This window comes from Sodalis sp. RH24 (assembly GCF_047324145.1).
Classification (GTDB): Bacteria; Pseudomonadota; Gammaproteobacteria; order Enterobacterales; family Enterobacteriaceae; genus Acerihabitans.
In genome coordinates, this window is record NZ_CP178729.1 from 2190653 (window position 1) to 2217494 (window position 26842).

A 26842-nucleotide genomic window follows, 5' to 3' on the forward strand; every position below is an offset into this window, starting at 1 on the left:
CCATGGAGTTCGCGCTGCAGCTAAAGGCCTGCCATCTGCGGGTCGACGGGGCGCTGGACCGGTTTTTCGCTTCCCTGGATCCCCGGGAACCGCTGACCCAGGCCATGCGCCACGGCGCGTTACTGGGCGGCAAGCGCCTGCGGCCGTTCCTGGTTTACCGTACCGGCCAGCTGTTCGGCCTGCCTTTGGCGGACCTGGACGCGCCGGCGGCGGCGGTGGAATGCATCCACGCGTATTCCCTCATCCATGACGACCTGCCGGCAATGGACGACGACGACCTGCGGCGCGGTCAACCGACCTGCCATATTAAATTTGGTGAAACCACCGCCATCCTGGCCGGGGACGCGCTGCAAGCCCTGGCGTTTTCCATTCTGGCCGACGCGCCGATGCCGTCGGTGGCGACGCGGGATCGCCTGGCGATGATCTCGGCGCTGGCCCAGGCCAGCGGCGCGGCCGGCATGTGCCTCGGCCAGGCGCAGGATTTGGCGGCGGAAGTGACGCCGGTCAACCTGGCGGATCTCGAGACCATTCACCGTTATAAGACCGGCGCGCTGATCCGCTCGGCGGTAACCATGGGCGCGCTGGCGGCCGGGGAACCGGGCCGTGCGGCCCTGTCCTTCCTCGATCGTTATGCCGCCGCCATCGGCCTGGCGTTCCAGGTCCAGGACGATATTCTCGACGTGGTGGGCGATACCGCGACGCTTGGTAAACGCCAGGGCGCGGATCAACAGCTGGGCAAAAGCACCTACCCGGCGCTGCTGGGGCTTGATAACGCGCGCGCCAAGGCACATGATCTGATCCAGGAGTCATTGGCGGCTTTAACGCATGTCGAAAGCCTGGGTTATGATACGTCGGCCCTGAACGCGCTGGCACGGTTTGTCATTGAACGCGATAAGTAAAAAAAAGCGTCTTTTTCCATCCCAGATATGAGTATCCGATGAGTATTGATCTGACGAAGTACCCGACGTTGGCCTTAGCCGAAGTACCCGCCGAGCTGCGGCTGCTGCCGAAAGAGAGTTTAGTGAGGCTCTGCGACGAGCTGAGGCGGTTCCTGCTGGACAGCGTCAGCCGCTCAAGCGGCCATTTCGCCTCGGGTCTGGGTACCGTGGAACTTACCGTTGCGCTGCATTATGTCTATAACACCCCGTTTGATCATGTGGTGTGGGATGTCGGCCACCAGGCCTATCCGCACAAAATCCTGACCGGACGCCGCGACCAGATCGGCACCATTCGCCAGAAAGACGGCCTGCATCCTTTTCCCTGGCGCGGCGAAAGCGACTATGACGTGCTGTCGGTCGGCCACTCCTCCACCTCCATCAGCGCCGGGCTCGGCATGGCGGTGGCCGCCGGACATGAAGGCAAAGGGCGCCGTACCGTGTGCGTCATCGGCGACGGCGCCATTACCGCCGGCATGGCGTTCGAGGCGATGAACCATGCGGGGGATATCAAGTCGGACCTGCTGGTGATCCTCAATGATAACGAAATGTCGATCTCCGAAAACGTCGGCGCGCTGAACAACCATCTGGCGCAGATTCTTTCCGGCAAGCTGTACTCTACCCTGCGCGAGGGAGGCAAGCGGGTGCTGTCCGGCATTCCGCCCATTAAGGAGCTGGTCAAGCGCACCGAGGAACATATCAAGGGCATGGTGGTGCCCGGTACGCTGTTCGAGGAACTGGGATTCAACTATATCGGCCCGGTGGACGGGCACGATGTGCTGGGACTGGTGCATACGCTGAAAAACATGCGCGCCATGAAAGGCCCGCAGTTCCTGCATATCATGACCAAAAAGGGCAAGGGGTACGCCCCGGCGGAGAAAGATCCCATCAGCTGGCATGCGGTGCCGAAATTTGATCCCGAGACCGGTACCCTGCCCAAAAGCGCCGGCGGGCTGCCCACCTATTCGGCGATTTTCGGCAACTGGCTGTGCGAGACGGCGGCGACTGACGATAAACTGATGGCAATCACCCCCGCCATGCGCGAAGGCTCGGGCATGGTGCGCTTTTCGCGGCAGTACCCCGGCCAGTATTTCGACGTGGCCATTGCGGAACAACATGCCGTGACCTTCGCCGCGGGCCTGGCCATCGGCGGTTATAAACCGGTAGTGGCCATTTACTCCACCTTTTTACAGCGCGCCTACGATCAGCTGATCCATGACGTGGCCATCCAGCGTTTGCCGGTATTGTTCGCCATCGATCGCTGCGGCATCGTCGGCGCCGACGGGCCGACCCACCAGGGCGCGTTTGATTTATCCTTCCTGCGCTGCGTGCCCCACATGGTTATCATGACGCCGAGCGATGAAAACGAATGCCGGCTGATGCTGCATACCGGTTATCACTATCAGGACGGGCCGTCGGCGGTGCGTTATCCACGCGGCAGCGGTACCGGCGCGGCGCTGGCGCCACTGGCGCCGCTGGCCATCGGCAAGGGGATCATCCGCCGCCAGGGCGAAAAGATCGCCATCCTTAACTTCGGCACCCTGCTGGCCGACGCGCGCGTCGTCGCCGACGCGCTAAACGCCACCCTGGTGGACATGCGTTTTGTTAAACCGCTGGATGAAAGTCTTATCGAGGAACTGGCCGCCAGCCACGAAGCGCTGGTGACGCTGGAGGAGAACGCCGTCATGGGCGGCGCCGGCAGCGGCGTGAATGAATTCCTGATGCACCAGCGGCTGCTGGTGCCGGTCTTGAATATCGGCCTGCCCGATCGGTTTATCCCGCAGGGCAGCCAGGAGGAAATGCGCGCCGCGCTCGGGCTGGACAGCGCCGGGATCCAAGCCCGGATTGAGCGCTGGCTGGCCTGAGGGTTTGGCGCGGCGCCTTAGGTAAGCCCGGTGCCGGCGGGCCTACCGTGCCATGGGGCGCTCGGTCGGGCGAAAAAACCACGCCCGATTCGACCCCATCGGCATGCTCTCCCTTGAACACGTCTGCTTTAAGCGCGGTGGTGGCGGGCATACCGCGCCATGGGGCGCTCGGTCGGGCGAAAAAACCACGCCCGATTCGACCCCATCGGCATGCTCTCCCTTGAACACGTCTGCTTTAAGCGCGGTGGTGGCGGGCATACCGCGCCATGGGGCGCTCGGTCGGGCGGGAAAATTACGCCCGATTCGACCCCATCGGCGCGCTCTCCCTTGAACACGTCTGCTTTAAGCGCGGTGGTGGCGGGCATACCGCGCCATGGGGCGCTCGGTCGGGCGGGAAAATCACGCCCGATTCGACCCCATTGGCACGCTCTCCCTTGAACACGTCTGCTTTAAGCGCGGTGGTGGCGGGCTATTTTTCAGTGATTTTCCTGCCATTCGCCCGATGCTTCAGGCTCCGTTTCCGGACGCGACAGCATGGCGGTGGCGATACCGTTGCCCAGGACGTTGATGCCTGAGCGTCCCATATCCAGCACATGGTCGATACCCATCAACAGCAGGATACCCGCCACCGGGATATTAAAACTTGGAATGGTGGCCGCCAGCACCACCAGCGCCGAGCGCGGCACGCCGGCAATGCCTTTGGACGCCAGCATCAGGGTCAGCATCAGCATGGTGATTTCCGCGCCGGTGAGCCGGATGTTATAGGCTTGGGCGATAAACATGGCGGCAAACGAGCAGTAGATCATCGACCCCACCAGATTAAACGAATACCCCAGCGGCAGCACAAACGAGGCGATATTGTTCGGGCAGCCGAAACGCCGCAGCTGCTCGAGGGTCTTGGGATAGGCGGCCTCGGAGCTGCTGGTGGTGAACGCCAGGATCACCGGCTCTTTCAGCATGCTCAGCAGGCGAAACGTGGCGGATTTCAACACCAGGTAACAGAACCCTATCATCAGCACGCAGCACAGCGCGATGGCCAGGTAATAGCCGCCGATAAACGACGCGTAGCTTTTCAGGATGCCCAACCCTTCGTTGGCGATAACCGACGACACGGCGGCAAAGATGGCGAGCGGCGCCATATACATCACATAGCCCGTCACCTTCAGCATGATATGGGAGACCACGTTCAGTCCGTCCGCCAGCGGTTTATTGAATTTCTCCCCCAGCGACGCCCCGGCGATGCCGAAGAATAACGAAAACACCACGATTTGCAGAATTTCGTTATGCCCCATGGCGTCAACGATGCTGGTGGGGAAGGTATGGGCAATAAAGGTCTTGAACGACATGCCGCTGGCGGCAAGGCCGGTATCCACCGCCTGGGCGGGGATTTGCAGGTTAAGGCCGGCGCCGGGCTGCATGAGGGTGACCACCGTCAGCCCGAGCAAAATGGACACCACGGAGGACGAGATAAACCAGAGAAAGGCTTTGCCGCCCAGGGCGCCGATGGCCGAAGTATCGCCCATATTCATGATGCCTACCGTCAGCGTGGTAAATACCAGCGGCGCAATGACCATCTTAATCAGGCGCAGAAAGATGTCGGTTAATAATGCAATATTGTCCGCATAGGCGTGCGCATTCTCCGCGCTGGCAAACTGGTGCACCAGGGCGCCCATGACGATGCCCAGCAGCATAAAGGCCAGGATAAAGGTGGTTAACTTATTAGATTTAGACATAATTTCCCGGTGTTCAATGTACTACGCGTTTATAGTGACGAGGGGTTGAGAGTAAGTCGCACAATCATCCTTAATGAAGAGGTAAGATTCCATGCAATGGGTCAAGGAAAACCGCATTAATGGGTTTGCCGGCCCGGGGGCTGGATGGCAATCACCCCGCCGCCCATAACAATCTGACTATAATGTAATGATTAACATCACCCTCAGGAGAAAAACATGCAGTTTACCACGCTTGGCAAGACCGATCTTCGCGTATCCCGCCTGTGCCTGGGTTGTATGACCTTTGGCGAACCCACAAGGGGCAAGCATGCCTGGACCCTGCCCGAGGAAAGCTCACGGCTGTTGATAAAGCAGGCGCTGGAGCTGGGTATTAATTTCTTCGATACCGCCAACAGCTATTCGGACGGCAGCAGCGAGGAAATCGTCGGGCGGGCGTTAAACGATTTCGCGCGGCGCGAGGACATCGTTCTCGCCACCAAGGTCTTTTTCCCCATGAGCAATCTGTCGGGCGGCCTGTCGCGCGCCAATATCCTGCAATCCATCGACGACAGTCTCTCCCGCCTCGGCACCGACTATGTCGATCTGCTGCAGATCCACCGTTGGGACTACGACACGCCGCTGGAGGAGACGCTGGAGGCGCTGCACGACGTGGTGCAATCCGGCAAGGCGCGGTTTATCGGCGCGTCGTCGATGTACGCCTGGCAGTTTGCCCGCGCCTTGTATACCGCCGATTTGCATGGCTGGACCCGTTTTGTCAGCATGCAGGATCAATACAACCTGATCCAGCGCGAGGAGGAGCGTGAAATGCACCCCCTGTGCCGGGCCGAGGGGATCGCGGTGCTACCCTGGAGCCCCCTGGCGCGCGGCAGGCTGACCCGCCCCTGGGGCGAAACCACCGCGCGGGAAGCGTCGGACCTGGTCAGCAAGGCGCTCTATGATAACAGCGCCGACGCCGACGCCCGCATAGCCGAACGCGTGGCGGCCATCGCCGACAGCAAGGGCGTGTCGCGGGCGCAGGTGGCGCTGGCGTGGGTGCTGAGCAAACCGGCGGTTACCGCGCCGATCGTCGGCGCGTCACGCGCCGAACAGCTTGACGACCTGGTCGGCGCCCTGGACGTTATCCTGGATGAGCAGGACATTGCCGAGCTGGAAACCGCCTACGCCCCGCATTATCCGGTCGGTTTTCAATGATCCGCCGCCGGTGGGCTAACCGGCGGCCAACCCCGCCCGCCATGGGCGGGGTACCGTCCTGATGCCGCCCGGCGGATTCGCCGCCCCATGCCGGTAGCCTCCACCGACGTATCGGGTTCATGCCGGCGCCAGGCGTACCGATACATCAGGTCAGGAACAGCGGCCAGTAATGGCCCACGGCGAAAATTATGCCGGCGCCGATAATACCGGCCACGATGTCATCAATCATGATCCCCATGCCGCCATGCACCTCCCGATCGAACCAGCGGATCGGCCAGGGTTTCCAGATGTCCAGCACGCGAAACAGCACAAAGGCCGCCGCTACCCAACGCCAGTCGTTGACCGGCAAGGCCATCAGCGTAATCCACATGCCGACGAATTCATCCCAGACCAGGCAGCCGTGATCGTGCACGCGCATATCCCTGGCGGTCTGGTGACAGGCATAAACGCCCAGGCAGATGCTTAACATGACCACCAGGGAGTAGAGCTGCCAGGGAAGCTGGATTATCAGGCACCATAAGGGGATTGCCGCCAGGGAGCCGGCGGTGCCGGGCATCCAGGGAAACAATCCGCTGCCGAATCCGGTGGCCAGCAGGTGCCAGGGATTGCGCAGCCTTACCCGCCCTTTGGCAAGGGCCATTTCCATGGTCATGGCTTACTCCTGATTAAAATGGTCAAAACCTTGCCAATCGAACGTGACCGGCTGATTATCGCGCAATAATTGCAGGCCTTCGCTACGCGGCCCAATCTGGCCGATGCAGGTAAAATCGGCGCCGGTATGGCCTAAGGCGACATCGAGCGCGCCGCGGTTTATTTCGGGCACGGTAAAGCAGAGTTCGTAATCTTCGCCGCCGCCCAGGGCCCAGCGCAACGCCTGCTCCGGCGTGGCGTGGCGTCGCAGGGCGGTGGAATAAGGCAGATCGTCCAAATGGATGCGCGCGCCGCATTCGCTCCTGTCGAGGATATGCCGCAGGTCGGAGACGAGGCCGTCGGAGATATCGATCGCCGAACTGGCCAGATCGCGCAGCGCCTGCCCTTGCAGGATGCGCGGCTGGGGACGCAGGTGGCGCCCCAGCAGGTATTGGCGGTCCCGCGGCGAATCGACATCAAGCCGGTTTTGCAGGATAGCCAGGCCGGCGGCGCTGTCGCCCAGGGTACCGGTGACGTAGATCCAATCGCCGATGCGCGCGCCCGAACGGGTGATGGCGCGCCCCGCGGGGATCAGCCCATGGATGGTCAGCGTCAGGCTGAGCGGACCGCGCGTGGTATCGCCGCCGATCAGCTGCATGCCGTAATAATCCAGCTGTTCATACAGGCTGTCGCTATAGGCGGCCAGCCAGGATTCATCAACGTCGGGCAAGGTGAGGGCGAGCGACAGCCAGGCGGGATCGGCGCCCATGGCGGCCAGGTCGCTGAGATTTACCGCCAGGGATTTATAACCTAGGTCGGCGGGAGAGATATCCGGCAAAAAGTGAATACCCGCCACCAGGGTATCGGTGCTGACCGCAATCAGTCGTTTTTCATCAACCGACAGCAGTGCACAATCATCGCCGATGCCCAGTACCACATCGCGCCGAACGCTTCTTACGCGATTGAAATAGCGGGCAATAAGGTCAAATTCGCCACAGGCCATAACCTATCCAAATAGTGTTGTCTATGTTATTGCGGAAAAGGGCCGCGGCCGGAGAACCGGCCGGAAAAACGTTACTTCCTGTTGGGACGGATATGCGGGGCCGCTTTGTCCAGCACGCCGTTGACAAACTTATGGCTTTCTTCCGCGCCGAAGGTCTTGGCCAGCTCAATCGCCTCATTGATGGCCACTTTATACGGCACGTCCAGGCGCTTGCTTAATTCATACAGCGCCAGGCGCAAAATGGCGCGCTCCACATGGCCCAACTCGTCAAGCTGACGTGAAAGGTAGGGTGCCATAAGCTGATCCAGCTCCGCTGCATGCGTCGCCGTACCGGTATACAGCTCGCGAAAATAAGCGATATCCACATCCTTGACATCCTGCTCCGCGAGGAACTGGACTTCAATATCCGCGATATCGTTATGAGATAACTGCCATGAGTAAAGCGCCTGAACGACACATTCACGGGCACGGCGACGAGCAGCAGGTTTCACGAATTTCCCCTTTACTTACGCTTTGATAGCTTTCAGTACGTTAATCATTTCCAGTGCGGTCAACGCTGCTTCCGCACCTTTGTTGCCGGCTTTGGTGCCGGCCCGTTCTATTGCCTGTTCAATGCTTTCCGTCGTCAGCACGCCGAAGGCCACGGGCAGCCCACTGCTGATGGCGACGTCCGATAAACCGGAGCTGCATTCGCCCGCGACATATTCAAAATGCGCGGTGCCGCCACGAATTACCGTGCCAAGCGCCACCACGGCGTCAAATTTTTTACTATTGGCCAATGCGCGGGTTGCCAGCGGCAGCTCGTAGGCGCCCGGTACCCAGACTACGGTGATATTGTCGTCTTTCACCTGGCCGATACGCTTGAGGGCATCAATAGCGCCTTCCAGCAGGCTGTCATTGATGAAGTGGTTAAAGCGCGCAATCGCAATCGCTATGCGGGCATCCGGAGTGGCGACAACACCTTCAATAACGTTCATGGCTTTCCTTCAATTGACAAATGGCAGTAATTGCCCACAAGGGGGCGGATTCTAACATATTCTTTTGCCCGCTGCTCGGGCCAATTACTGCTCGTGGCGCGGTTTAAGCCGCAGGCGGATATCCGGCCCGACCTGGCACAGGTCGGTAAAGTCAAACGCCGGCGCCTGCGCCAATGTCTCCAGTCCCGGCAGGTCGCATAACCCGCGCGCGCCGGCGCCGAGCAGCCTGGGCGCCAGGTAGACGATCAGTTCATCCACCACCCCGGCGTCAAGCAAGGCGCCGGCAAGCGAAGCGCCGGCCTCGACCCACAGGCTGTTTACCTGGCGCCGGGCCAGCAACATCAGCAGCGCCACGATATCGATATGCGCCGTTCCGCCCGGCGCGCCTGCGGCGGCGGGCACCGTCAGCTGTTCGACGTCCTGTGGCCATGGCTGCGAATCGGGCCGCAGACGGGCGAGCACGGTCTGTCCGGCCTGGGCCACCAGACGATGCCGGGGCGTAACCCGATTCCGGCTATCGATAACCACCCGTAACGGCTGGCGCAGCGATGCCTGGGGATACATCTCGCGAATGCTCGGCGGCAGTGAGTCCCAACGCACCGTGAGGGCGGGATCGTCGGCCAATACCGTGGCGGCGCTGGATAAAATGGCGCCGGCCTGGGCGCGGAAAACCTGCACATCCCGGCGGGCCTGGGGCGAGGTTATCCACTGGCTTTCACCCGAGGCCATGGCGGTACGGCCGTCAAGGGAGGCGGCAAGCTTGAGCTGCACATAGGGAAAACCGGTGCGCATGCGTTTGAGAAACCCCGGATTCAGCGCCTCGGCATCCTTCATCATCAGACCGTGCTCAACCGATACGCCGGCCTGGCGCAGGAGATACATGCCGCGCCCGGCAACCTGGGGATTGGGATCTTGCATCGCCACCACCACCCGCGCCACCCCGGCCGCCACCAGCGCGTCGGCGCAAGGCGGCGTGCGGCCGTGATGGCTGCAGGGCTCAAGGGTAACGTAGGCGGTGGCGCCGCGCGCCGCGTCGCCCGCCATGCGCAGGGCATGGACTTCGGCATGGGGCTCGCCGGCGCGCAGATGGTAGCCCTCGCCGACAATATGCCCGTCGCGCGCAATGACGCAGCCGACGTTGGGATTGGGCGCGGTGGTAAAGCGGCCGCGCCGCGCCAGCTCCAGCGCGCGCGCCATGTAGAGTTCATCAAGCGGCATAGCGTGGTCCTTAATCCTGGAGGCGGGCGATTTCTTCGCCAAATTCGCGTACATCCTCAAAACTGCGGTATACCGAGGCAAAACGGATATACGCCACTTTGTCGAGTTTTTTCAGGGCGTCCATCACCAGGTTGCCGACCATTTTACTCGGGACTTCCCGTTCCCCGGTCGCGCGCAGCTGGGATTTGATATGGTTGATGGCCATTTCGACGTCGTCGGAATTTACCGGCCTCTTTTCCAACGCTTTCAGGAATCCGCCGCGCAGCTTGTCTTCATTAAAGGGCTCGCGGATCTCGTTACTCTTGATAACCCGGGGCAGGACCAGCTCCGCCACCTCAAAGGTGGTAAAGCGCTCATTGCAGACCAGGCACTGGCGCCGGCGCCGGACCTGGGAGCCTTCACCCACCAGGCGGGAATCAATGACCTTGGTATCGACTGCGGAACAAAAGGGACAATGCATAAGGCGTCCTGCGCGGCTGAAACGGATAAGGTAGTTTAGCGCGAACCGCGCCGACAACAAAGAGGGCCGCCGCCGGTAACCGCGGGATTCGGTATCCCCGCCTGCTAACATTTCATGACTTTCCGCGTGTTCCGGGCTAAGCTGTATTTAACTGACAGAAAAAGGAAACTGTTGCTATGACAATCAGTTATCGTTCGCTTTACGCCACCCTCGCCCTGCTGTCCCTTGCGGGTTGCGCGCAACAACCGAACCCTAAAATCCCCGAATTGAAAAAGGAAATCGGCCAGCTTAACCAGCGCCTGCAATACCTCAACGATCAGGCCTCGGCGCTGATGCAGCAAAACGCGCTCAATGAGCAGTCCACCAGCGGCGTTTATCTCTATCCGGCGGCGCAGGCCGCGGCGCAGGTGGACAGCGCTATCGGCAGGCTGCAGGTCAGCCTGGGCGCGGTGGAAACCGAGGCCAACGGGTCGCGGGCGCTGCTGAGCATCCGCACCGCGGACGGTTCGGCGCTGCCCCCGTTCCATGCGGTGGTCGATTGGGGCCAGGTGGATCCCGCCTCCGGCAAGCCGCTGACCGCCGATACGCTTAGCCAGCCGATCGTGGTGCCGGCTTCCCTGCTGCCGAAACCGGAAGCCACGCTTGAGCTGCGGCTCAGCGGCCTGACGCCGGAACAGGTGGGCTTTGTCCGCCTGCGCGATATCATCCGCAACGCCCCCGAGACACCGCCCGCCCCCGATGCGGTAAAACCACTGTCGCGGCAGTAGCCGCGCCCGCCCGCCGGTAAACGGCCATAAAAAAACCCCGCTGCTGCGGGGTTCCTGAATGTCATGCCGGCAGCGCCTTTTATGGCAGCAGCGAAGGCTGATCGGCGCCCTCTTTCTCGACTTTCTGCTGCATCATGTGTTCGCGCTTCATTCCCAGCTTCAGCGCCAGGGCGGAAGCCACATAGATGGAGGAAACCGTACCGATGGAAACGCCGATAAGCATGGTCAGCGAGAAGCCTTCCAATATCGGACCGCCAAAGATAAACAGCATCAGCACCACCATCAGCGTGGTGGCCGACGTCATGATGGTCCGGCTTAAGGTCTGGGTCAGGGACACGTTGATGATTTCATAAGAACTGCCGCGGCGGATCTTGCGGAAGTTTTCACGAATACGATCCGAGACCACGATGCTGTCGTTAAGCGAATAACCGATGACCGACATCAGCGAGGCGATAATGGTCAGGTCGATTTCCACGTGGAACAGCGACAGCACCCCCATGGTGATCACCACGTCATGGGCCAGCGCCAGCACCGCCCCCAGCGCCAGGCGCCATTCGAAGCGGATGCCGACGTAAATCAGGATGGAGATCAGCGCCACCAGCAGCGCCATGCCGCCGGCCTGCGCCAGATCGTTGCCCACGCTCGGCCCGACGAATTCGATGCGTTTGACTACGGCGTTCTGCTCGAAGGTCTGGTTGATCACGCCGAGCACTTTATTGCCCAGTTCCTGACCCGCGCCATCCTGCACCGGCGGCATGCGCACCATCACATCGCGGCTGCTGCCGAAGTTTTGGATCAGCGGCTCCTTGAAACCGGCTTTCTCCAGCGCGTCGCGCATGGCGTCCAGATCGACGGTTTTCTCCAGGTTCAGTTCAATCACCGTACCGCCGGTGAAATCCAGGCCCCAGTTAAACCCCCTGACCGACATGATGGCGATCGAGATGACCAGCAGCGTAATCGAGATACTGAACGCCACATAATCCCAGCGCATAAAGTCATAGACTCTACGGCCGTAATTCAAATCTTCAACACTATGTTGCTGAGCCACAGCCCACTCCTAAATTGACAGCTTGTTGATGCGTTTACCGCCGTAAAGCAGGTTAACGATGGCACGCGTGCCGACAATCGCCGTAAACATCGAGGTGGCAACCCCAATCGCTGTGGTAATGGCAAAGCCCTTGATAGAGCCGGTGCCGACCGCATACAGGATAATGGCGGTAATCAGCGTGGTGACGTTGGCGTCAACGATGCTGGAGAATGCGCCGCGATAGCCTTCATGGATTGCCTGCTGGACCGATCGTCCGTTTTTCAGCTCTTCCTTGATGCGCTCGTTGATCAGCACGTTGGCATCCACCGCCACCGCAAGCGTCAGCACGATCCCGGCGATACCCGGCATGGTCAGCGTCGCCCCCGGCAGCAGGGACATGATGCCCACGATCATCACCAGGTTGGCCACCAGCGCGGTGGTGGCAATCAGGCCGAATTTACGATACCACACCACCATAAAGACAATGGACGCCACCAGTCCCCACAGGCAGGCTTGCAGCCCCTGGGTAATATTCTGCATGCCGAGGGTCGGACCGATGGTACGCTCCTCGACAATCTGGATCGGCGCAATCAAAGCCCCGGCGCGCAGCAGCAGCGAGAGCTGGCGCGCTTCATTCGGATTGTCGATGCCGGTAATGCGGAAGCTGTTGCCCAGGCGCGACTGGATGGTCGCGACGTTGATAACCTCTTCCTGTTTCACCAGGATCGAGCGGCCGTTGGCGTCTTTTTTACCACTGTCCTTATATTCCACGAACAGCGTCGCCATCGGCTTGCCGATATTGTCCTTGGTGAAGTTGGACATATTGGTGCCGCCGGTGCTGTCCAGCGAGATATTGACCTGCGGGCGGTTATATTCATCGGCGCTGGAGGTGGAGTCGGTAATATGATCGCCGGTGAGGATAACGCGTTTGTAGAGGACGACCGGCTGGCCGTCACGGGTGGATTTCACTTCGGAATCCCCCGGTACCCGGCCGCTGGCGGCCGCGGTGCGGTCTACCGTGCTATTGACCAGGCGGAACTCCAGGGTGGCGGTGGCGCCGAGGATTTCCTTGGCGCGCGCGGTGTCCTGGATGCCCGGCAGTTCAACCACGATACGGTCGGCGCCCTGGCGCTGCACCAGCGGTTCGGCCACGCCGAGCTGGTTGACGCGGTTACGCAGGATGGTGATGTTCTGCTGTACCGCGTATTCCCGCGCCTCGCGCAGGCGGGTATCCGCCATGACGGCGCGCAGGCCGGTGTCGCCGACGCTGCTGAACACCAGATCGCGATGGCGCGGGGTCAGGTAGGAAACCGCCTGGTCGCGGGCCGCCGCGTCGCGAAAGCCCACTTCGGTGCCATTGTTGTCGGTTTTACGCACGGTGGCGTAGGGGATCCCTTTTTCACGCAAATCGGTGCGCAGGGTATCCATGGTCTGCTCCTGGAGTTTGCCCAGGGCAGTATCCATATCCACTTCCATCAGGAAATGGACGCCGCCACGCAGATCCAGGCCCAGTTTCATCGGTTCGGCGCCCAGCACCGATAACCACGGCGGGGTGGCCGGGGCCAGGTTAAGCGCAACGATATAATTTTCGCCAAGCGCGTTTAACAACGCCTCGCGGGCGCGCAACTGCACGTCCGGATTGCTGAAGCGCGCCAGGATGGCGCCATTTTCCAACGCAATAGACTTGCTGGTGATATTTTGTTCTTTTAACACATTCTGGATCTGGACCAGCGTCGTCTCACTGGCGGCGGCACCGCGCGCGCCAGTGATTTGTACGGCCGGATCCTCACCATATAGGTTTGGAAGCGCATACAGCAGCCCGACGACCAGCGCCAGGATCAGCATGATGTACTTCCATAAAGGATAACGGTTTAACACGGCAGTTCCCTTCGGGAAAATCGTTAATTACAGCGCTTTCATCGTACCTTTCGGCAGAACGGCGGCCACGAAATCACGTTTGATGACCACTTCGTTGGTATCGTTGAGCGCGATGGCGATATAGCCCGTGTCCGCGACTTTGGTCACGCGTCCGACCAGGCCGCCGGTGGTCAGCACTTCATCACCCTTGCCGATGGAATCCATCAGCTTTTTATGATCTTTGGCGCGTTTTTGCTGCGGACGCAGGATCATAAAATAGAAAATCAAACCAAACACCACCAGCATGATCACCAGAGAGTAAGGACTTCCCTGGGACGGGCCGGTGGCTGCGCCGGCGGCGTCAGAACTGAAAAAGCTCATTTAAATTCCCTCATTGTTATATAACTCAACGGCTAACGGCGGAACGGGTAACCCCCTCCGACCATAAAATTCTTCCACGAAACGCCCTAATTTACTCTCATCGATGGCCTGGCGTAAACCTGCCATCAGACGCTGATAATACCGCAGGTTGTGGATGGTGTTCAGACGGGCACCCAGTATTTCGTTGCAACGGTCGAGATGATGCAAGTACGCGCGGCTATAATTGCGACAGGTGTAGCAATCACAATGCTCATCCAGGACCGATGTATCGCTTTTATGGCTGGCGTTGCGGATCTTCACCACGCCGCCGGTGACGAATAAGTGGCCGTTGCGCGCGTTGCGGGTTGGCATGACGCAATCGAACATGTCGATACCGCGCCGCACCCCTTCCACCAGATCCTCCGGTTTGCCCACGCCCATCAGGTAACGCGGTTTATCCGCCGGGAGCTGCGGGCAGACGTGCTCCAGGATGCGATGCATGTCCGCTTTCGGCTCGCCCACAGCCAGGCCGCCCACAGCGTAACCATCAAAGCCTATCTCTACCAGTCTTTTTACCGATACATCTCGTAAATCTTCGTAAATACCGCCCTGGATTATGCCGAACAGCGCATTTTTGTTTTGCAGTTGATCAAAACGCTCGCGCGAGCGGGCCGCCCAGCGCAGCGACATTTCCATCGATTTTTTCGCGTAGTCGTGCTCGGCCGGGAAAGGCGTGCATTCATCGAAGATCATGACGATATCGGAGCCGAGATCGTATTGGATCTCCATCGATTTTTCCGGACTCAGGAAAATCGCGTCGCCGTTAATCGGATTGCGAAAATGCACGCCCTCTTCGGTGATCTTGCGGATATCCCCCAGGCTGAAGACCTGGAAGCCGCCGGAATCGGTCAGGATCGGGCCGTGCCACTGCATAAAATCATGCAGGTCGCCGTGCAGTTTCATAATTTCCTGCCCCGGCCGCAGCCAGAGATGAAAGGTATTGCCCAGCAGGATCTGCGCGCCGGTTTCGGCCACTTCCTCAGGCGTCATGCCTTTTACCGTGCCGTAGGTGCCCACGGGCATGAACGCCGGGGTTTCCACCGTGCCGCGCTCGAATGTCAGGCGCCCGCGGCGCGCCAGGCCGTCAGTGTTGATTAATTGATACTTCACTCGTCCTCCGGCACCGGATAAACAGTCCGATGCGGTCATTGCCGGCACCCTATTGTCCCGGCAAAAAAAAGCCCGGCGGATAGCCCCGCCCGGCCGGTTATGCTTCCCCGATGCTTTCCTGCGCCGCCCGGGGATTGGCGGTGATGAACATGGCGTCGCCATAGCTGAAGAAACGGTAGCGTTCGTTAACCGCCGCCTGGTAAGCCGCCATAGTATGCCGGTAACCGGCGAAAGCGGATACCAACATAATCAGGGTTGACTCAGGTAAATGAAAATTGGTTACCAGCACGTCGATAACGCGAAAGCGGTAACCGGGGTAAATAAAGATATCGGTGTCGCCGAAAAATGGCGCCAGGGGTCCATCGCCGGCGGCCCTGGCGGCGCTTTCCAGCGATCGCACCGAGGTGGTGCCCACCGCCACCACCCGGTTGCCGCGCGCTTTGCAGGCCAGTACCGCGTCCACCACCTGCTGCGGCACTTCGGCGTATTCAGTGTGCATGACGTGTTCTTCAAGCTGGGAGACGCGCACCGGCTGGAAGGTTCCGGCACCGATATGGAGCGTGACAAATGCCATTTCGACGCCTTTGCCGCGCAGCGCGTCCAGCAGGGGCGCATCGAAATGCAGGCCGGCGGTGGGCGCCGCCACCGCGCCGGGACGTGCGCTGTAGACCGTCTGGTACAGCTCGCGATCGGCGGCTTCGTCCGGGCGGTCGATGTAGGGCGGCAGGGGGATATGCCCGGCATCGTTCAACAGCGTCAAGACGTCCCGTTCTTCGTTGAAACGCAGCTCGAACAGGGTATCGTGGCGGGCCACCATGGTGGCGCTAATGCTCTCATCGTCGCCCAGCTGCAGCGCGCTTCCGGGCTTGGGCGCCTTGGAGGCGCGCACATGGGCCAGTACGCGGTGTTCGTCCAGCACCCGTTCCACCAGCACTTCGATCTTGCCGCCGCTGGCCTTGCGGCCGAACAGCCGCGCCGGAATCACCCGCGTATTGTTGAATACCAGCAAATCGCCGGGGCGCAGCTTATCCAGCAGATCGGTAAATACACCATGGCTTATCCCGCCCGTCGGTCCGTCGAGGGAGAGCAGGCGGCAGGCGCTGCGCTCCGGCTGGGGATAATGGGCAATCAGGTTTTCAGGAAGATCAAATGAGAAATCGGCCACTCGCATTTCGGTTCACTTTACGCAAAAAACAGGCGGCTTAGTCTAGGGCTATGCGGCGGCGCCTGCAAGAAATAAGCGGATGCCAACCTTTTTTAACCTATACTCATGGCATGAATTTTCTTGCCCATCTTCATCTCGCCTCCCTGGCGCAAAGCTCATTACTGGGCAACCTGATGGCGGACTTTGTCCGCGGCAATCCCGACGGCCAGTTTCCGGAGCCTGTGGCGGCTGGCATTCGTATGCATCGCAGGATTGATGTCATTACCGATAGCCATCCCGAAGTGAAGGCCGCCAAGGCATTGTTCAGCCCCGATTACCGGCGGGTGGCGCCGATTGCGCTGGATGTGGTGTGGGATCATTTCCTGGCGCGTCATTGGCGGCGGGTCGAGCCTGAAGTGTCGCTGCGGCGTTTCGTGCAGCGGGTTGAAGGCGAAATAAAGCCCGCCCTGCCGGGGACGCCGGAGTCCTTTCAAGCGCTGAATGACTATTTGTGGCGCGAGCGCTGGCTGGAGCGTTATGCCGAGCTGGGTTTTCTGGCGCCGGTCTTTAACGGTATGGCCAGCCGCCGCCCCAGGCTTGTGGCGCTAAGCGGCATCTTTCCGGAAATCGAACTGCATTACACGGCGCTGGAAGCCTGCTTCTGGCGTTTATATCCGGATTTAATGCAAATGGCGGGCCGGGGAGCCGGGAGTTTGTAAGTTTCGTTTGCGCTTCATCGTTAGCGATTTTGCCCTTTCACCGGAAGGGGTTATTTTGTATTATAAATGTTGAATTATAAGCGCTTCAATTGGTCAAAGCTATCTCACCGATTGGCGCCATGGCCTTTTACACCCGGGCGCGAGACCTTATACTGGCCCTCGTTTTGTTTCTTTTGTTAGCAACTCACTTAACCGCTTTTTACAGGAGTACTCATGGTACTGGTAACCCGTCAAGCCCCAGACTTTACCGCCGCAGCTGTATTGGGCAGCGGTGAAATCGTTGAAAATTTCAATCTGAAAAGCCATATCAAAGGCAAACCCGCCGTTATCTTCTTTTGGCCGATGGATTTTACGTTCGTGTGTCCGTCCGAGCTGATCGCTTTTGACAAGCGTTATGCTGAATTCCAGAAACGCGGCGTGGAAATCATCGGCGTGTCCTTTGACTCCGAGTTCGTTCATAACGCCTGGCGTAAAACCCCGGTGAACGAAGGCGGCATCGGCGAAGTGCAGTATCCGATGGTGGCCGACGTTAAGCATGAAATCATCCGGGCCTATGGTATCGAACATCCGGAAGCCGGCGTTGCGTTGCGCGGTTCGTTCCTGATCGATAAAGAGGGCGTGGTGCGTCATCAGGTGGTCAACGATTTGCCGCTTGGCCGTAACATTGATGAAATGATGCGTATGGTTGACGCGTTGCAGTTCCATGAGGAACATGGTGAAGTGTGCCCGGCCCAATGGGAAAAAGGCCAGGAAGGGATGGGCGCGTCACCGGAAGGCGTGGCGAAGTATCTGTCGGAAAATGCCAGCCGTTTGTAATAGTCTGTTGATTTTGCCCGCTTAAAGCGCGCGCGATAAATACCGTCGGATAACCGGCGGTTTTTTTATGCCTGAATACAATTGATGTATCGGCACGCTCTGCTTTGGGTTCGGTGTTGGCGGGCATACCGCGCCATGGGGCGCTCGGTCGGGCGGGAACACCACGCCCGATTCGACCCCATTGGCACGGTCTCCCTTAACACGTCTGCGTTGAGCGCGGTGTTGGCGGGCATACCGCGCCATGGGGCGCTCGGTCGGGCGGGAACACCACGCCCGATTCGACCCCATTGGCACGGTCTCCCTTGAACACGTCTGCGTTGAGCTCGGTGTTGGCGGGCATACCATGCCATGGGGTGCTCGGTCGGGCGGGAATACCACGCCCGATTCGACCCCATTGGCACGGTCTCCCTTAACACGTCTGCTTTGAGCGCGGTGTTGGCGGGCATACCGTGCCATGGGGCGCTCGGTCGGGCGGGAACACCACGCCCGATTCGACCCCATTGGCACGGTCTCCCTTGAACACGTCTGCGTTGAGCTCGGTGTTGGCGGGCATACCATGCCATGGGGCGCTCGGTCGGGCGGGAATACCACGCCCGATTCGACCCCATTGGCACGGTCTCCCTTGAACACGTCTGCGTTGAGCGCGGTGTTGGCGGGCATACCATGCCATGGGGCGCTCGGTCGGGCGGGAATACCACGCCCGATTCGACCCCATTGGCACGGTCTCCCTTAACACGTCTGCTTTGAGCGCGGTGTTGGCGGGCATACCGTGCCATGGGGCGCTCGGTCGGGCGGGAACACCACGCCCGATTCGACCCCATTGGCACGCTCTCCCTTGAACACGACTGCTTTAAGCTCGGTGTTGGCGGGCATACCGTGCCATGGGGCGCTCGGTCGGGCGGGAACACCACGCCCGATTCGACCCCATCGGCACGGTCTCCCTTGAACACGCCTGCTTTAAGCTCGGTGTTGGCGGGCATACCGTGCCATGGGGCGCTCGTTCGGGCGGGCATACCGTGCCATGGGGCGCTCGGTCGGGCGGGAAAACCACGCCCGATTCGACCCCATTGGCACAGTCTCCCTTGAACACGTCTGCTTTAAGCTCGGTGTGGGCGGGCATACCATGCCATGGGGCGCTCGGTCGGGCGGGAATACCACGCCCGATTCGACCCCATTGGCACGGTCTCCCTTGAACACGTCTGCGTTGAGATCGGTGTGGGCGGGCCTAGCGGGCGGTTGCCAGGCGGCGGTTTTTATGGCGTTGCATCAGGGCGTAGCTGGCAAGAAGCAGCACAATCCAAATCCCGCCGACATATAACGAAATACGCGTCACCGGGAAATAGCCGATCAAGCCGATGATAAACAGCAGGAACAATACACCCGCCGCCGAGGTCAGCGCGCCGCCCGGCAGGGGGAATGCCAGCGCCTTGGCCTGCTGTGCGCCGAGTCTGCGCCGAAAGCCGATTTGCGAGCACAGGATCATGATCCACACCCAGACGGTGGCAAAGGTGGCCAGCGACGCGATCACCAGGAAAATATTTTCCGGCATGATGTAATTCAGGTAAACCGCCAGCAGCAGCGCGAACATCATCACCAGCACCGTGACCCAGGGGATGCCGTTACGCGATACGCGGGCGAACATCTTGGGCGCGTGTCCCTGGCCGGCCATGCCGTGCAGCATGCGCCCGACGCCGAACACGTCGCTGTTAATGGCCGACAGCGAGGCGGTCAGCACCACAAAATTCAGAATGCCGGCGGCGGTATGGATCCCCAGCTTCTGGAAAGTGAGCACAAAGGGGCTGCCTTCGGTGCCCACCTGATCCCAGGGATAGATGGACATGATGACGAACAGCGTGCCGACATAAAAGACCAGGATGCGCCAGGGCACGGAGTTGATTGCCTTAGGGATCGATTTTTCCGGTTCATTGGCTTCGCCCGCCGTGATGCCGATAATTTCAATGCCGCCATAAGCGAACATCACCATTTGCAGCGACAGGATCATGCCCATTATCCCATGGCTGAAAAAACCGCCGTTGGACCAGAGATTGTGGATACCGGTGGGCTGTCCGCCGTTGCCCAGCCCCCAGATAATGATGGCGAACCCGGCCACGATCATCAGGATGATGGTGGCCACCTTGAAGAACGAGAACCAGAATTCCATTTCGCCGAAGGCCTTGACATTGAGCAGGTTGATGGCGCCGATTATCAGTACCACGCTCAGCACCCAGACCCAGTGCGGCACCGACGGAAACCAGACGCCCATATAGATGCCGAAGGCGGTGACGTCGGCGATGGCGACGATGAGGATTTCAAAGCAGTAGGTCCAGCCGGTAATATAGCCGGCAAGCCCGCCAAGGTTATCCTGGGCGTAACGGGAGAAGGACCCGGCATGGGGACTGTGTACCGACATTTCGCCAAGTGCGCGCATGATGATATACGCCACCACGCCGCCAATCATATACGCCAGCAGTACGCTGGGGCCGGCCATTTTAATGGCGTCGGCGGAGCCGTAAAACAGCCCGGTGCCGATGGCGGAACCTAAGGCCATAAATCGGATATGGCGGGTGGTAAGACCCCGTTTTAATGCGGAGGGTTGTTGTTGCATGACCCATTTACCCTGTTTTTTCAGTCAAAAATAGCCGCGGGACGACCCGCGGTGAATAATGCGCGCAAAGGTTATAACCGGACGGTGGCCTTATGATGCGCGGCGTATTTATCATAGAACGCGACCAGGATACCGATGGTAAGCGTGGGCGGCAGCCAGGCCAGGCCTTGGGCCGACAGCGGCAGGTGCTGTATCCACGCGGGCAGCCAGACCTGGAATGACGAGAGCTTGACGGCATCGACGCAGCCGAAGACCAGGCTTATCAGCATCGCCGGCGCGATAATCCGGGTGCTGCTGCGCCACCAGCGCAGCGTGAAGCTGAGCAGGATAAGCACGATGCACGGCGGATAAATCGCGGTCAGCACCGGAATGGAGAATTGGATCAGATGGCTCAGCCCGAGGTTGGACACCAGCATGGAAAACAGACCGAGTATAAACACCAGCGTGCGGTAGGAGAGCGGCAGATGTTCGCTGAAAAACTCGGCGCAGGCGCAGGTCAGCCCCACCGCCGTCACCATGCAGGCGACGAAAATCAGGATGGCGAGAAAGCCGCTGCCCGCATTGCCAAAGGTATACTGGACGTAGGCGTGCAGGATTTCGGCGCCGTTTTGCGCCGACGGCAGCAGCACGCTGCTGCCCGAACCCAGTTTAAACAGCGTGATATAGACCGCCGTCAGCCCGACGCCGGCTATCAGCCCGGCCAGTATGGTGTAGCGGGTCAGCAGCGCGGCGTCGTTCACGCCGCGCGAGCGGGCCGCATTGACAATCACGATGCCGAATACCATGGCGCCCAGGGTATCCATGGTCAGGTAGCCGTTGACAAAACCGTTGGAGAACGGCATATGGGCATAAGCGTCGGTCGCCGGGATGGGATTGCCCGCCGGCCACAGCAGCGCGGCGATGCCCAGGACCGCCAGGGCAATCATTTTCAGCGGCGCCAGGATGTGCCCGACCGTATCCAATAAGCGGCCGGGATAGAGCGAGATGGCGATGACCAGCGCAAAATAGACCAGGCTGTAAAGAAACAGCGGCAGATCCCCCTGGCCGGTAAACGGCGCCAGCCCCACGGCGAAGGATACCGTCGCGGTGCGCGGCGTGGCGAACAGCGGCCCCACCGCCAGATAACATACCACGGCCAGCAGCAGTCCCGCTTTTCTGCCGATGGGGGAACTGAGGGCGTCAATGCCGCCCCCCACCCGGGCCAGGGCAATCACCGTCAGTACCGGCAGCCCAACCGCGCTAATCAGGAACCCCGCCGCGGCCCACCAGACATAAGGGCCCGACTGCAATCCCACCATCGGCGGGAAAATGATATTGCCCGCGCCGACAAACAAGGCGAAGGTCATAAAACCCAGGGCGAGGATATCTCTGATGCTTAAACGCTGGCTCATGGAATAATGTAATGCCTGTCTGGATGCGAAAAATAAGTAAAACCTATGACGACTCATGCCGGTTATGACATCACCAACAGCAGCGGGATATCTCGCGGGCCATGGCGTAATGGCCTGTTTGCCGGGACCGGAGCGCTAAAAGGGTGCAAAACGGCGTGAAGCATGCAATAACCGGCGCAATTTAAACGTTTAAAGCGCGGTAAGGCAATAGTTGAAGATAAAAGCAGAATGATAAGCCAAAAAAATACCCTAAAAGCAGTGAATACTTTCATAGCCTGGGTAATTTCTGCTACAAGATAGTTGAAGGGACGCGCTTTTAACTATAACAGAACGGCATGGATACCGGTGGCACCCCCGGGCCGCCCCTTAACCCGCGGCGACCATGCCCGCCCGCGGTATTTTGCCGCGGGCGGGATAGCCGGGCGCTGGCGTTACCAGGCGCGGCCCGCAACATCCAGCACCAGCCGCAGTTTGTCCCATTGCTGGGCTTCGGTCAGGCTATTGCCTTCTTCCGTCGAGGCGAAGCCGCACTGCGGGCTCAGGCACAGCTGGTCCAGGCTGATATAACGGGTGGCCTCGCGCAAGCGCGCCAGCACCGCCTCAGGATCTTCCAATTCACCGGTTTTGGAGGTGATAAGGCCCAGCACCGCCTGCTGGCGGCCGGGTTTGATAAACCGCAGCGGTTCAAAACCGCCGGCGCGCTCGGTGTCATATTCCAGGAAAAAGGCGTCGACCTTGACCTCGCCGAACAGGATAGGCGCCACCGGCTCATAACCGCCCTCGGAAATCCAGGTGGAGCGGAAATTGCCGCGGCAAACATGCAGGCTGACCACCAGATCGTCCGGTTTGCCCGCCAGCGCTTGATTGATCACATCCGCATAAATGCGCGCCAATTGCCGCGGATCCTCGCCGCGCTCGCGGATCTGGCGCTGCTGGTCCGTCGAGCACAGATAGGCCCACACGGTATCGTCAAGCTGCAGGTAACGGCAGCCGGCATCGTAAAAGGCGCGGATAGCGTCATGCCAGGCCTGGGCAAGATCGGCGAAATACGCCGCCAGATCAGGGTAGACGCCGGCGTCGATGGCGCCGCGCCCGCCGCGAAAATGCATCACGCTCGGGCTGGGTATGGTCATTTTAGCCACCGCATCGCCGGCCACGCTGCGCAGATAGCGGAAATCCGCCAGCATCGGATGCTGGCGGAACGCCACCTTGCCGGTGACCTTAATGCTGCGCGCCTTGGTCTGCACCCCGGAAAACTGGATACCCTGGTCGACGTCGTAGCCTTCCACCCCGTCCAGCCCCTCAAAAAAATCGAAATGCCACCAGGCGCGGCGAAACTCGCCGTCGGTGACCACCTGCAGCCCCAGACCGCGCTGCAGTTCCACCACCCGGCGGATCTCGGTATCCTCGACGGCACGCAGCTGCGCGGGAGTAATGGCCCCTTGCTGCAACTGCTTGCGGGCCTGCTTAATCGCCTCGGGGCGTAATAAGCTGCCCACCACATCAGCGCGAAAGGGAGGCGTATTTCTTTGCATGTTTGAACTCCGGCGTTATTTTGCCGGCCTGGACAAGGCCCGCAAGATAATAAGATTTAGTGAATAGTTCAGGATGTAAACATTCCCGGTGGGCAATAGTTTCCGTCGGTGACATATAGACATCCGGACGTCTATAATGCCCGCATCCATACTAGCACGCGGCGGCGCATCGCCATGGCGAAGAAAATTCACCCGTGTTGAACATTATTCATGATCACCCGCGGGCGACGGCCCACCCTGCCGACACACCTCATTGCAGCCCGATATCCCGGCGCGCCTGTAGCCTTATGGGTTCAGGCAAGGGCTGGTAGCCGCCCTGGCGGGCGAGGCTTTGGCCCTGGGGCGACAAAATACGGTCCATAAAGGCGGCGGTGACCGGCGCCAATGGGGTATCAGGGGGCTTATTCAGATAAATATAGAGATAGCGCACCAGCGGATAGTCGCCGTTAAGCAAGGCCGACTCGTCCGGCGTCACCTGGCGGCCGGCCTCGTCGGTTAACGGCAGGATCCGCACGCCGGCGGTATGAAACCCCATGCCGGCGTAACCAATGGCGTTGCGCGACGCGCTTACCGCCTGCGCCACCGAAGCCGACCCGGGCAGTTCATTGACCGATGCCAGCAGGTCACCGCCGCACAGCACGCGCTGGCGGAAAAAGCCATAGGTACCGGAGGCGGAATTGCGGCCATAGCGCAGCAGGGCCATATCGGCCCACCGCCCGGTTAGGCCGAGCTCCCCCCAGCGGGTGACGGCAGGGGCGTCGCCGCAGCTGCGGGTGATGGAAAAAATGGCGTCCAACTGGCGCAGGCGCAACCTGGGCAGGGGGTTATCCTGGTTGACTATAATCACCAGCGCATCCAAGGCCACCGGCACCGCCAGGGGCGGGTAGCCGTAATGGCGCTGGAACGCGGCGATTTCAGTCGCGTTCATCATGCGGCTCATCGGCCCGATTTGCGCCGTTCCCGCGGCCAGCGCCGTCGCCGCCGTCGCCGATCCGCCCGCCTGGATCTGCACGCCGACATCCGGATAGTCATGTCTGAAATCCGCCGCCCACAGGGCCATCATATTCGCCAGCGTATCGGAACCGCTGCTGGTGAGGCTACCCGACAGCACCGACAGCGGCCGCGCCGCCGCCGGCAGGGTCAACAGCAGGCAGAGCAGCCAGCCCAGGGTTTTTACAGCTTTTATCATCGGGATTTGACACGTGAAGGAGAAGTGGGGTTATTTTCGGCCAGGACGGGGAGGACAATCAACCGGTTGGGCAAGGTAAAAAAGAAGCGGGTACCCGCGCCCGGCTCGCTGATAACATCAAGATGGGCGTCATGATTGCCGAGCGCGTGCTTAACGATGGCAAGCCCAAGGCCGCTGCCGCCGGTCTGGCGCGAACGGGCTTTGTCAACCCGGTAAAAACGCTCGGTCAGGCGCGGTAAATGCTCCGGGGCGATGCCCGGCCCGTTATCGCTGACCTGAAACTGCGCGCCCTCAGCGGTACGCTGCCAGCACACCTCGATGCGGGTGCCCGGCGGCGTATGGATGACCGCATTGTATATCAGGTTCGACATCGCGCTGCGCAGCTGATCCTCATTGCCGCGCACCAGCAACTGTTCATTAACCCGGAACACGATCTCATGCCGTTCCTGGCTGAGCGCCCCGGCGCTTTGCTGCAGGCGCTTGAGAATGGCCGGAATATCGACGCGTTCATTGACCTCGCCCTGCGGCGCGGCCTCGATACGGGATAACACCAGCAACTGCTTGACCAGACGCTCCATGCGCTGCGTCTGATCCTGCATGGTGTGGATGGCCTTGGCGCGCATGGCTTCATCCATATCCTGGTCGTTCATCATTTCCAGATATCCCTGCAACACCGTCAGCGGCGTACGCAGTTCATGGCTGGCATTGGCGAAAAAGTTGCGCCTGGCGCCTTCCAGCTGGCGCATCTGGGTCACGTCGCGGGCCACCATTAACAGCTGGTCGTCGGTATAGGGCATCACGCGGAATTCAACGTAACGTTGCTTATTGAGCAGCAGGGTCAAGGGGCGCTCGAACGACTGGCCCTGGATATAGCTGTTGAATTCAGGATAGCGCAGCAGGTTAAGGATATGCTGGCCGTTGTCTTCCGGCCAGCGAAACCCGAGCAGCTGCTGCGCCAGGCCGTTGCACCAGAAAATATGGCCGTCGTCGGTCAACATCACCAGCGCATCAGGCAAGGTTTCCGCGCCGCTGCGAAAGCGTTTGAACAATGTCGCCAGTTCACGCCGCCGCCGCCGGTGGCGCAACTGCATCTGATGCAGGCCATAGAACAGCGGTTCCCAGCTTCCCCGCCCTTCCGGCGGCGTATGCCGGAGATCGACCCATAACCAGCGGGACAGCCGCAGTTGGTAATAATAGTTGCGCACCAGCGCGGCCAGCAGCGCCGCCACCAACAGCCAGGCCAGGTGGCCGACAAAAAGCGACAACAGCAGGGCCGGCAGGCAAAACAGCCCCAGTTCCAGCAAAATCTTACGCCAGGATAAACGTTCCAGCACCGGCAGAGCTCCCCTTATACCGCGCTAATAGCGCGCGGAAAAACGATAGCCGGTGCCGCGGACCGTCTGCACCATCCGATCGTGACCGCCGGTTTCCAGCGCTTTGCGCAGGCGGCGAATATGCACATCAACCGTCCGGTCCTCAACATACACATTAGTGCCCCAGACATGATTTAACAACTGTTCCCGGCTATATACCCGCTCGGGATGGGTCATGAAAAAGTGCAGCAGTTTAAATTCGGTCGGTCCCATCTCCAGGGCCAGTTCGTTGGAGGTTACCCGGTGCGACGACGGATCCAGGCTTAGGCCCTGCAGTTCAATCTTATCTTCCACCGCCATCGGCGAAATACGGCGCATCACCGCCTTGATCCTGGCCAGCAGCTCCTTGGGCGAGAACGGTTTGGTGATATAATCATCGGCGCCCACTTCCAGCCCCCGCACCCGGTCTTCCTCCTCGCCGCGCGCGGTCAGCATCATGACCGGAATATCGCGGGTCAATACCTCGCGTTTCATATGTTTGATAAATTGTATTCCCGAACCGCCTGGCAACATCCAGTCGAGCAATACCAGATCCGGATAAGGCTCCGCCATACGGCTGACCGCCGTGCCGTAGTCTTCGGCTTCGATGGGCTGGAAGCCATTCTGTTCAAGTACGAAGCACACCATTTCACGAATCGGCGCTTCGTCTTCCACGACTAATATGCGTTTTGCCATTTTTTCCTGCCATTAATCTCTGCGGTTAACGTGCCCGGGCATTATGCGTCACTTTTATGACAGATTTATTAAAATCAGCCCATCGTGCCAGAAGCATAGCGGATGGCGGTTTTTTTTCGTCCCGGGTTGCCAAATTAACAGCTTTACGTCGGCATCGCCCGGGGTAAGGTTTATACTCTCGCCCTGACTTTTGCACTCTGGC

Annotated in this window: 24 protein-coding genes; 6 read left to right on the forward strand and 18 right to left on the reverse strand. The window is 60.1% G+C overall.

The features are described from left to right. The first annotated feature begins 2 nt into the window (after positions 1 to 2). Together ispA and dxs are read left to right on the forward strand one after the other, a co-directional pair. Positions 3 to 899, forward strand: coding sequence for a (2E,6E)-farnesyl diphosphate synthase (gene ispA / locus ACL2XG_RS10095; protein WP_413722252.1), 897 nt, complete (start codon positions 3 to 5; stop codon positions 897 to 899). A gap of 38 nt (positions 900 to 937) precedes the next feature. Continuing rightward, positions 938 to 2800, forward strand: a complete 1863-nt coding sequence (gene dxs, locus ACL2XG_RS10100) for a 1-deoxy-D-xylulose-5-phosphate synthase (protein WP_410016205.1) — start codon at positions 938 to 940, stop codon at positions 2798 to 2800. A 476-nt stretch (positions 2801 to 3276) separates the two neighbouring features. Here the strand turns inward: dxs and ACL2XG_RS10105 are convergent, their stop codons facing one another. Then, positions 3277 to 4533: a dicarboxylate/amino acid:cation symporter gene (locus ACL2XG_RS10105; RefSeq protein ID WP_413722251.1), complete on the reverse strand. Its 1257-nt coding sequence runs from the start codon at positions 4531 to 4533 to the stop codon at positions 3277 to 3279. Positions 4534 to 4749: 216 nt separating this feature from the next. Between ACL2XG_RS10105 and ACL2XG_RS10110 the strand changes: the two genes are divergently transcribed. Continuing rightward, complete coding sequence (locus ACL2XG_RS10110) at positions 4750 to 5724, forward strand: aldo/keto reductase (RefSeq protein ID WP_413722250.1); 975 nt, start codon at positions 4750 to 4752, stop codon at positions 5722 to 5724. Positions 5725 to 5869: 145 nt separating this feature from the next. Here the strand turns inward: ACL2XG_RS10110 and pgpA are convergent, their stop codons facing one another. The 6 genes from pgpA to nrdR all read right to left on the reverse strand — a co-directional run bounded on the left by pgpA (position 5870) and on the right by nrdR (position 10012). Then, entirely contained in the window at positions 5870 to 6364 is a 495-nt protein-coding gene (pgpA, locus tag ACL2XG_RS10115) for a phosphatidylglycerophosphatase A (protein WP_410016608.1), read from the reverse strand. Between the two features lie 15 nt (positions 6365 to 6379). Continuing rightward, positions 6380 to 7357 (reverse strand): thiamine-phosphate kinase, encoded by a 978-nt coding sequence (gene thiL, locus ACL2XG_RS10120; RefSeq protein WP_413722249.1) that lies wholly within the window; start codon positions 7355 to 7357, stop codon positions 6380 to 6382. A 71-nt stretch (positions 7358 to 7428) separates the two neighbouring features. After that, positions 7429 to 7848, reverse strand: coding sequence for a transcription antitermination factor NusB (nusB, locus tag ACL2XG_RS10125; protein WP_162367690.1), 420 nt, complete (start codon positions 7846 to 7848; stop codon positions 7429 to 7431). 15 nt (positions 7849 to 7863) lie between these two features. Beyond that, positions 7864 to 8334: a 6,7-dimethyl-8-ribityllumazine synthase gene (gene ribE, locus ACL2XG_RS10130; protein ID WP_410016209.1), complete on the reverse strand. Its 471-nt coding sequence runs from the start codon at positions 8332 to 8334 to the stop codon at positions 7864 to 7866. Between the two features lie 84 nt (positions 8335 to 8418). Continuing rightward, entirely contained in the window at positions 8419 to 9552 is a 1134-nt protein-coding gene (gene ribD, locus ACL2XG_RS10135; protein ID WP_413722248.1) for a bifunctional diaminohydroxyphosphoribosylaminopyrimidine deaminase/5-amino-6-(5-phosphoribosylamino)uracil reductase RibD, read from the reverse strand. Between the two features lie 10 nt (positions 9553 to 9562). Next, positions 9563 to 10012, reverse strand: a complete 450-nt coding sequence (nrdR, locus tag ACL2XG_RS10140) for a transcriptional regulator NrdR (protein WP_410016211.1) — start codon at positions 10010 to 10012, stop codon at positions 9563 to 9565. Between the two features lie 176 nt (positions 10013 to 10188). On the opposite strand from nrdR, the gene ACL2XG_RS10145 reads away from it, so the two are divergent. Continuing rightward, the gene (locus ACL2XG_RS10145; protein WP_410016212.1) at positions 10189 to 10779 is read left to right on the forward strand and encodes a DUF3251 domain-containing protein; all 591 of its coding nucleotides are present in this window, start codon (positions 10189 to 10191) and stop codon (positions 10777 to 10779) included. 79 nt (positions 10780 to 10858) lie between these two features. Here ACL2XG_RS10145 and secF read toward each other — a convergent pair whose 3' ends face one another. The 5 genes from secF to queA all read right to left on the reverse strand — a co-directional run bounded on the left by secF (position 10859) and on the right by queA (position 16364). Beyond that, positions 10859 to 11827, reverse strand: coding sequence for a protein translocase subunit SecF (gene secF / locus ACL2XG_RS10150; RefSeq protein WP_410016213.1), 969 nt, complete (start codon positions 11825 to 11827; stop codon positions 10859 to 10861). Between the two features lie 9 nt (positions 11828 to 11836). Continuing rightward, positions 11837 to 13684 (reverse strand): protein translocase subunit SecD, encoded by a 1848-nt coding sequence (secD, locus tag ACL2XG_RS10155; protein ID WP_410016214.1) that lies wholly within the window; start codon positions 13682 to 13684, stop codon positions 11837 to 11839. Between the two features lie 27 nt (positions 13685 to 13711). Next, positions 13712 to 14044, reverse strand: a complete 333-nt coding sequence (gene yajC / locus ACL2XG_RS10160) for a preprotein translocase subunit YajC (protein ID WP_162367683.1) — start codon at positions 14042 to 14044, stop codon at positions 13712 to 13714. Next, complete coding sequence (gene tgt, locus ACL2XG_RS10165) at positions 14045 to 15193, reverse strand: tRNA guanosine(34) transglycosylase Tgt (RefSeq protein ID WP_410016215.1); 1149 nt, start codon at positions 15191 to 15193, stop codon at positions 14045 to 14047. A 97-nt stretch (positions 15194 to 15290) separates the two neighbouring features. After that, positions 15291 to 16364: a tRNA preQ1(34) S-adenosylmethionine ribosyltransferase-isomerase QueA gene (queA, locus tag ACL2XG_RS10170; protein ID WP_413722247.1), complete on the reverse strand. Its 1074-nt coding sequence runs from the start codon at positions 16362 to 16364 to the stop codon at positions 15291 to 15293. A gap of 104 nt (positions 16365 to 16468) precedes the next feature. Between queA and ACL2XG_RS10175 the strand changes: the two genes are divergently transcribed. Then, on the forward strand, positions 16469 to 17056 hold the full coding sequence (locus ACL2XG_RS10175; protein ID WP_410016217.1) for an ACP phosphodiesterase: 588 nt from the start codon (positions 16469 to 16471) through the stop codon (positions 17054 to 17056). A 213-nt stretch (positions 17057 to 17269) separates the two neighbouring features. Then, on the forward strand, positions 17270 to 17872 hold the full coding sequence (locus tag ACL2XG_RS10180; RefSeq protein ID WP_331122721.1) for a peroxiredoxin C: 603 nt from the start codon (positions 17270 to 17272) through the stop codon (positions 17870 to 17872). Positions 17873 to 19097: 1225 nt separating this feature from the next. Here ACL2XG_RS10180 and proY read toward each other — a convergent pair. From proY to phoB, 6 genes are all read right to left on the reverse strand, one after another. Beyond that, on the reverse strand, positions 19098 to 20477 hold the full coding sequence (gene proY / locus ACL2XG_RS10185; RefSeq protein WP_410016218.1) for a proline-specific permease ProY: 1380 nt from the start codon (positions 20475 to 20477) through the stop codon (positions 19098 to 19100). 71 nt (positions 20478 to 20548) lie between these two features. After that, positions 20549 to 21868, reverse strand: a complete 1320-nt coding sequence (brnQ, locus tag ACL2XG_RS10190; RefSeq protein WP_413722246.1) for a branched-chain amino acid transport system II carrier protein — start codon at positions 21866 to 21868, stop codon at positions 20549 to 20551. A gap of 431 nt (positions 21869 to 22299) precedes the next feature. Beyond that, positions 22300 to 23403, reverse strand: coding sequence for a cobalamin-independent methionine synthase II family protein (locus ACL2XG_RS10195; protein WP_413722245.1), 1104 nt, complete (start codon positions 23401 to 23403; stop codon positions 22300 to 22302). A 250-nt stretch (positions 23404 to 23653) separates the two neighbouring features. Then, positions 23654 to 24592: a PstS family phosphate ABC transporter substrate-binding protein gene (locus ACL2XG_RS10200; RefSeq protein ID WP_413722244.1), complete on the reverse strand. Its 939-nt coding sequence runs from the start codon at positions 24590 to 24592 to the stop codon at positions 23654 to 23656. Then, positions 24589 to 25926, reverse strand: a complete 1338-nt coding sequence (phoR, locus tag ACL2XG_RS10205; protein ID WP_410016222.1) for a phosphate regulon sensor histidine kinase PhoR — start codon at positions 25924 to 25926, stop codon at positions 24589 to 24591. Before phoR ends, ACL2XG_RS10200 begins: the two co-directional genes overlap by 4 nt. Before the next feature lie 24 nt (positions 25927 to 25950). Next, positions 25951 to 26640, reverse strand: coding sequence for a phosphate response regulator transcription factor PhoB (phoB, locus tag ACL2XG_RS10210; protein ID WP_162367673.1), 690 nt, complete (start codon positions 26638 to 26640; stop codon positions 25951 to 25953). Positions 26641 to 26842 lie beyond the last annotated feature (202 nt).

Excerpts from the sequence above, each read along its gene's own strand:
- ispA (WP_413722252.1), top strand. The coding sequence starts at position 3 with ATGGAGTTCGCGCTGCAGCTAAAGGCCTGCCATCTGCGGGTCGACGGG.
- dxs (WP_410016205.1), top strand. The coding sequence starts at position 938 with ATGAGTATTGATCTGACGAAGTACCCGACGTTGGCCTTAGCCGAAGTA.
- ACL2XG_RS10105 (WP_413722251.1), bottom strand. The coding sequence starts at position 4,533 with ATGTCTAAATCTAATAAGTTAACCACCTTTATCCTGGCCTTTATGCTG.
- ACL2XG_RS10110 (WP_413722250.1), top strand. The coding sequence starts at position 4,750 with ATGCAGTTTACCACGCTTGGCAAGACCGATCTTCGCGTATCCCGCCTG.
- pgpA (WP_410016608.1), bottom strand. The coding sequence starts at position 6,364 with ATGGCCCTTGCCAAAGGGCGGGTAAGGCTGCGCAATCCCTGGCACCTG.
- thiL (WP_413722249.1), bottom strand. The coding sequence starts at position 7,357 with ATGGCCTGTGGCGAATTTGACCTTATTGCCCGCTATTTCAATCGCGTA.
- ribE (WP_410016209.1), bottom strand. The coding sequence starts at position 8,334 with ATGAACGTTATTGAAGGTGTTGTCGCCACTCCGGATGCCCGCATAGCG.
- ribD (WP_413722248.1), bottom strand. The coding sequence starts at position 9,552 with ATGCCGCTTGATGAACTCTACATGGCGCGCGCGCTGGAGCTGGCGCGG.
- nrdR (WP_410016211.1), bottom strand. The coding sequence starts at position 10,012 with ATGCATTGTCCCTTTTGTTCCGCAGTCGATACCAAGGTCATTGATTCC.
- ACL2XG_RS10145 (WP_410016212.1), top strand. The coding sequence starts at position 10,189 with ATGACAATCAGTTATCGTTCGCTTTACGCCACCCTCGCCCTGCTGTCC.
- yajC (WP_162367683.1), bottom strand. The coding sequence starts at position 14,044 with ATGAGCTTTTTCAGTTCTGACGCCGCCGGCGCAGCCACCGGCCCGTCC.
- queA (WP_413722247.1), bottom strand. The coding sequence starts at position 16,364 with ATGCGAGTGGCCGATTTCTCATTTGATCTTCCTGAAAACCTGATTGCC.
- ACL2XG_RS10175 (WP_410016217.1), top strand. The coding sequence starts at position 16,469 with ATGAATTTTCTTGCCCATCTTCATCTCGCCTCCCTGGCGCAAAGCTCA.
- ACL2XG_RS10180 (WP_331122721.1), top strand. The coding sequence starts at position 17,270 with ATGGTACTGGTAACCCGTCAAGCCCCAGACTTTACCGCCGCAGCTGTA.
- proY (WP_410016218.1), bottom strand. The coding sequence starts at position 20,477 with ATGCAACAACAACCCTCCGCATTAAAACGGGGTCTTACCACCCGCCAT.
- brnQ (WP_413722246.1), bottom strand. The coding sequence starts at position 21,868 with ATGAGCCAGCGTTTAAGCATCAGAGATATCCTCGCCCTGGGTTTTATG.
- ACL2XG_RS10195 (WP_413722245.1), bottom strand. The coding sequence starts at position 23,403 with ATGCAAAGAAATACGCCTCCCTTTCGCGCTGATGTGGTGGGCAGCTTA.
- ACL2XG_RS10200 (WP_413722244.1), bottom strand. The coding sequence starts at position 24,592 with ATGATAAAAGCTGTAAAAACCCTGGGCTGGCTGCTCTGCCTGCTGTTG.
- phoB (WP_162367673.1), bottom strand. The coding sequence starts at position 26,640 with ATGGCAAAACGCATATTAGTCGTGGAAGACGAAGCGCCGATTCGTGAA.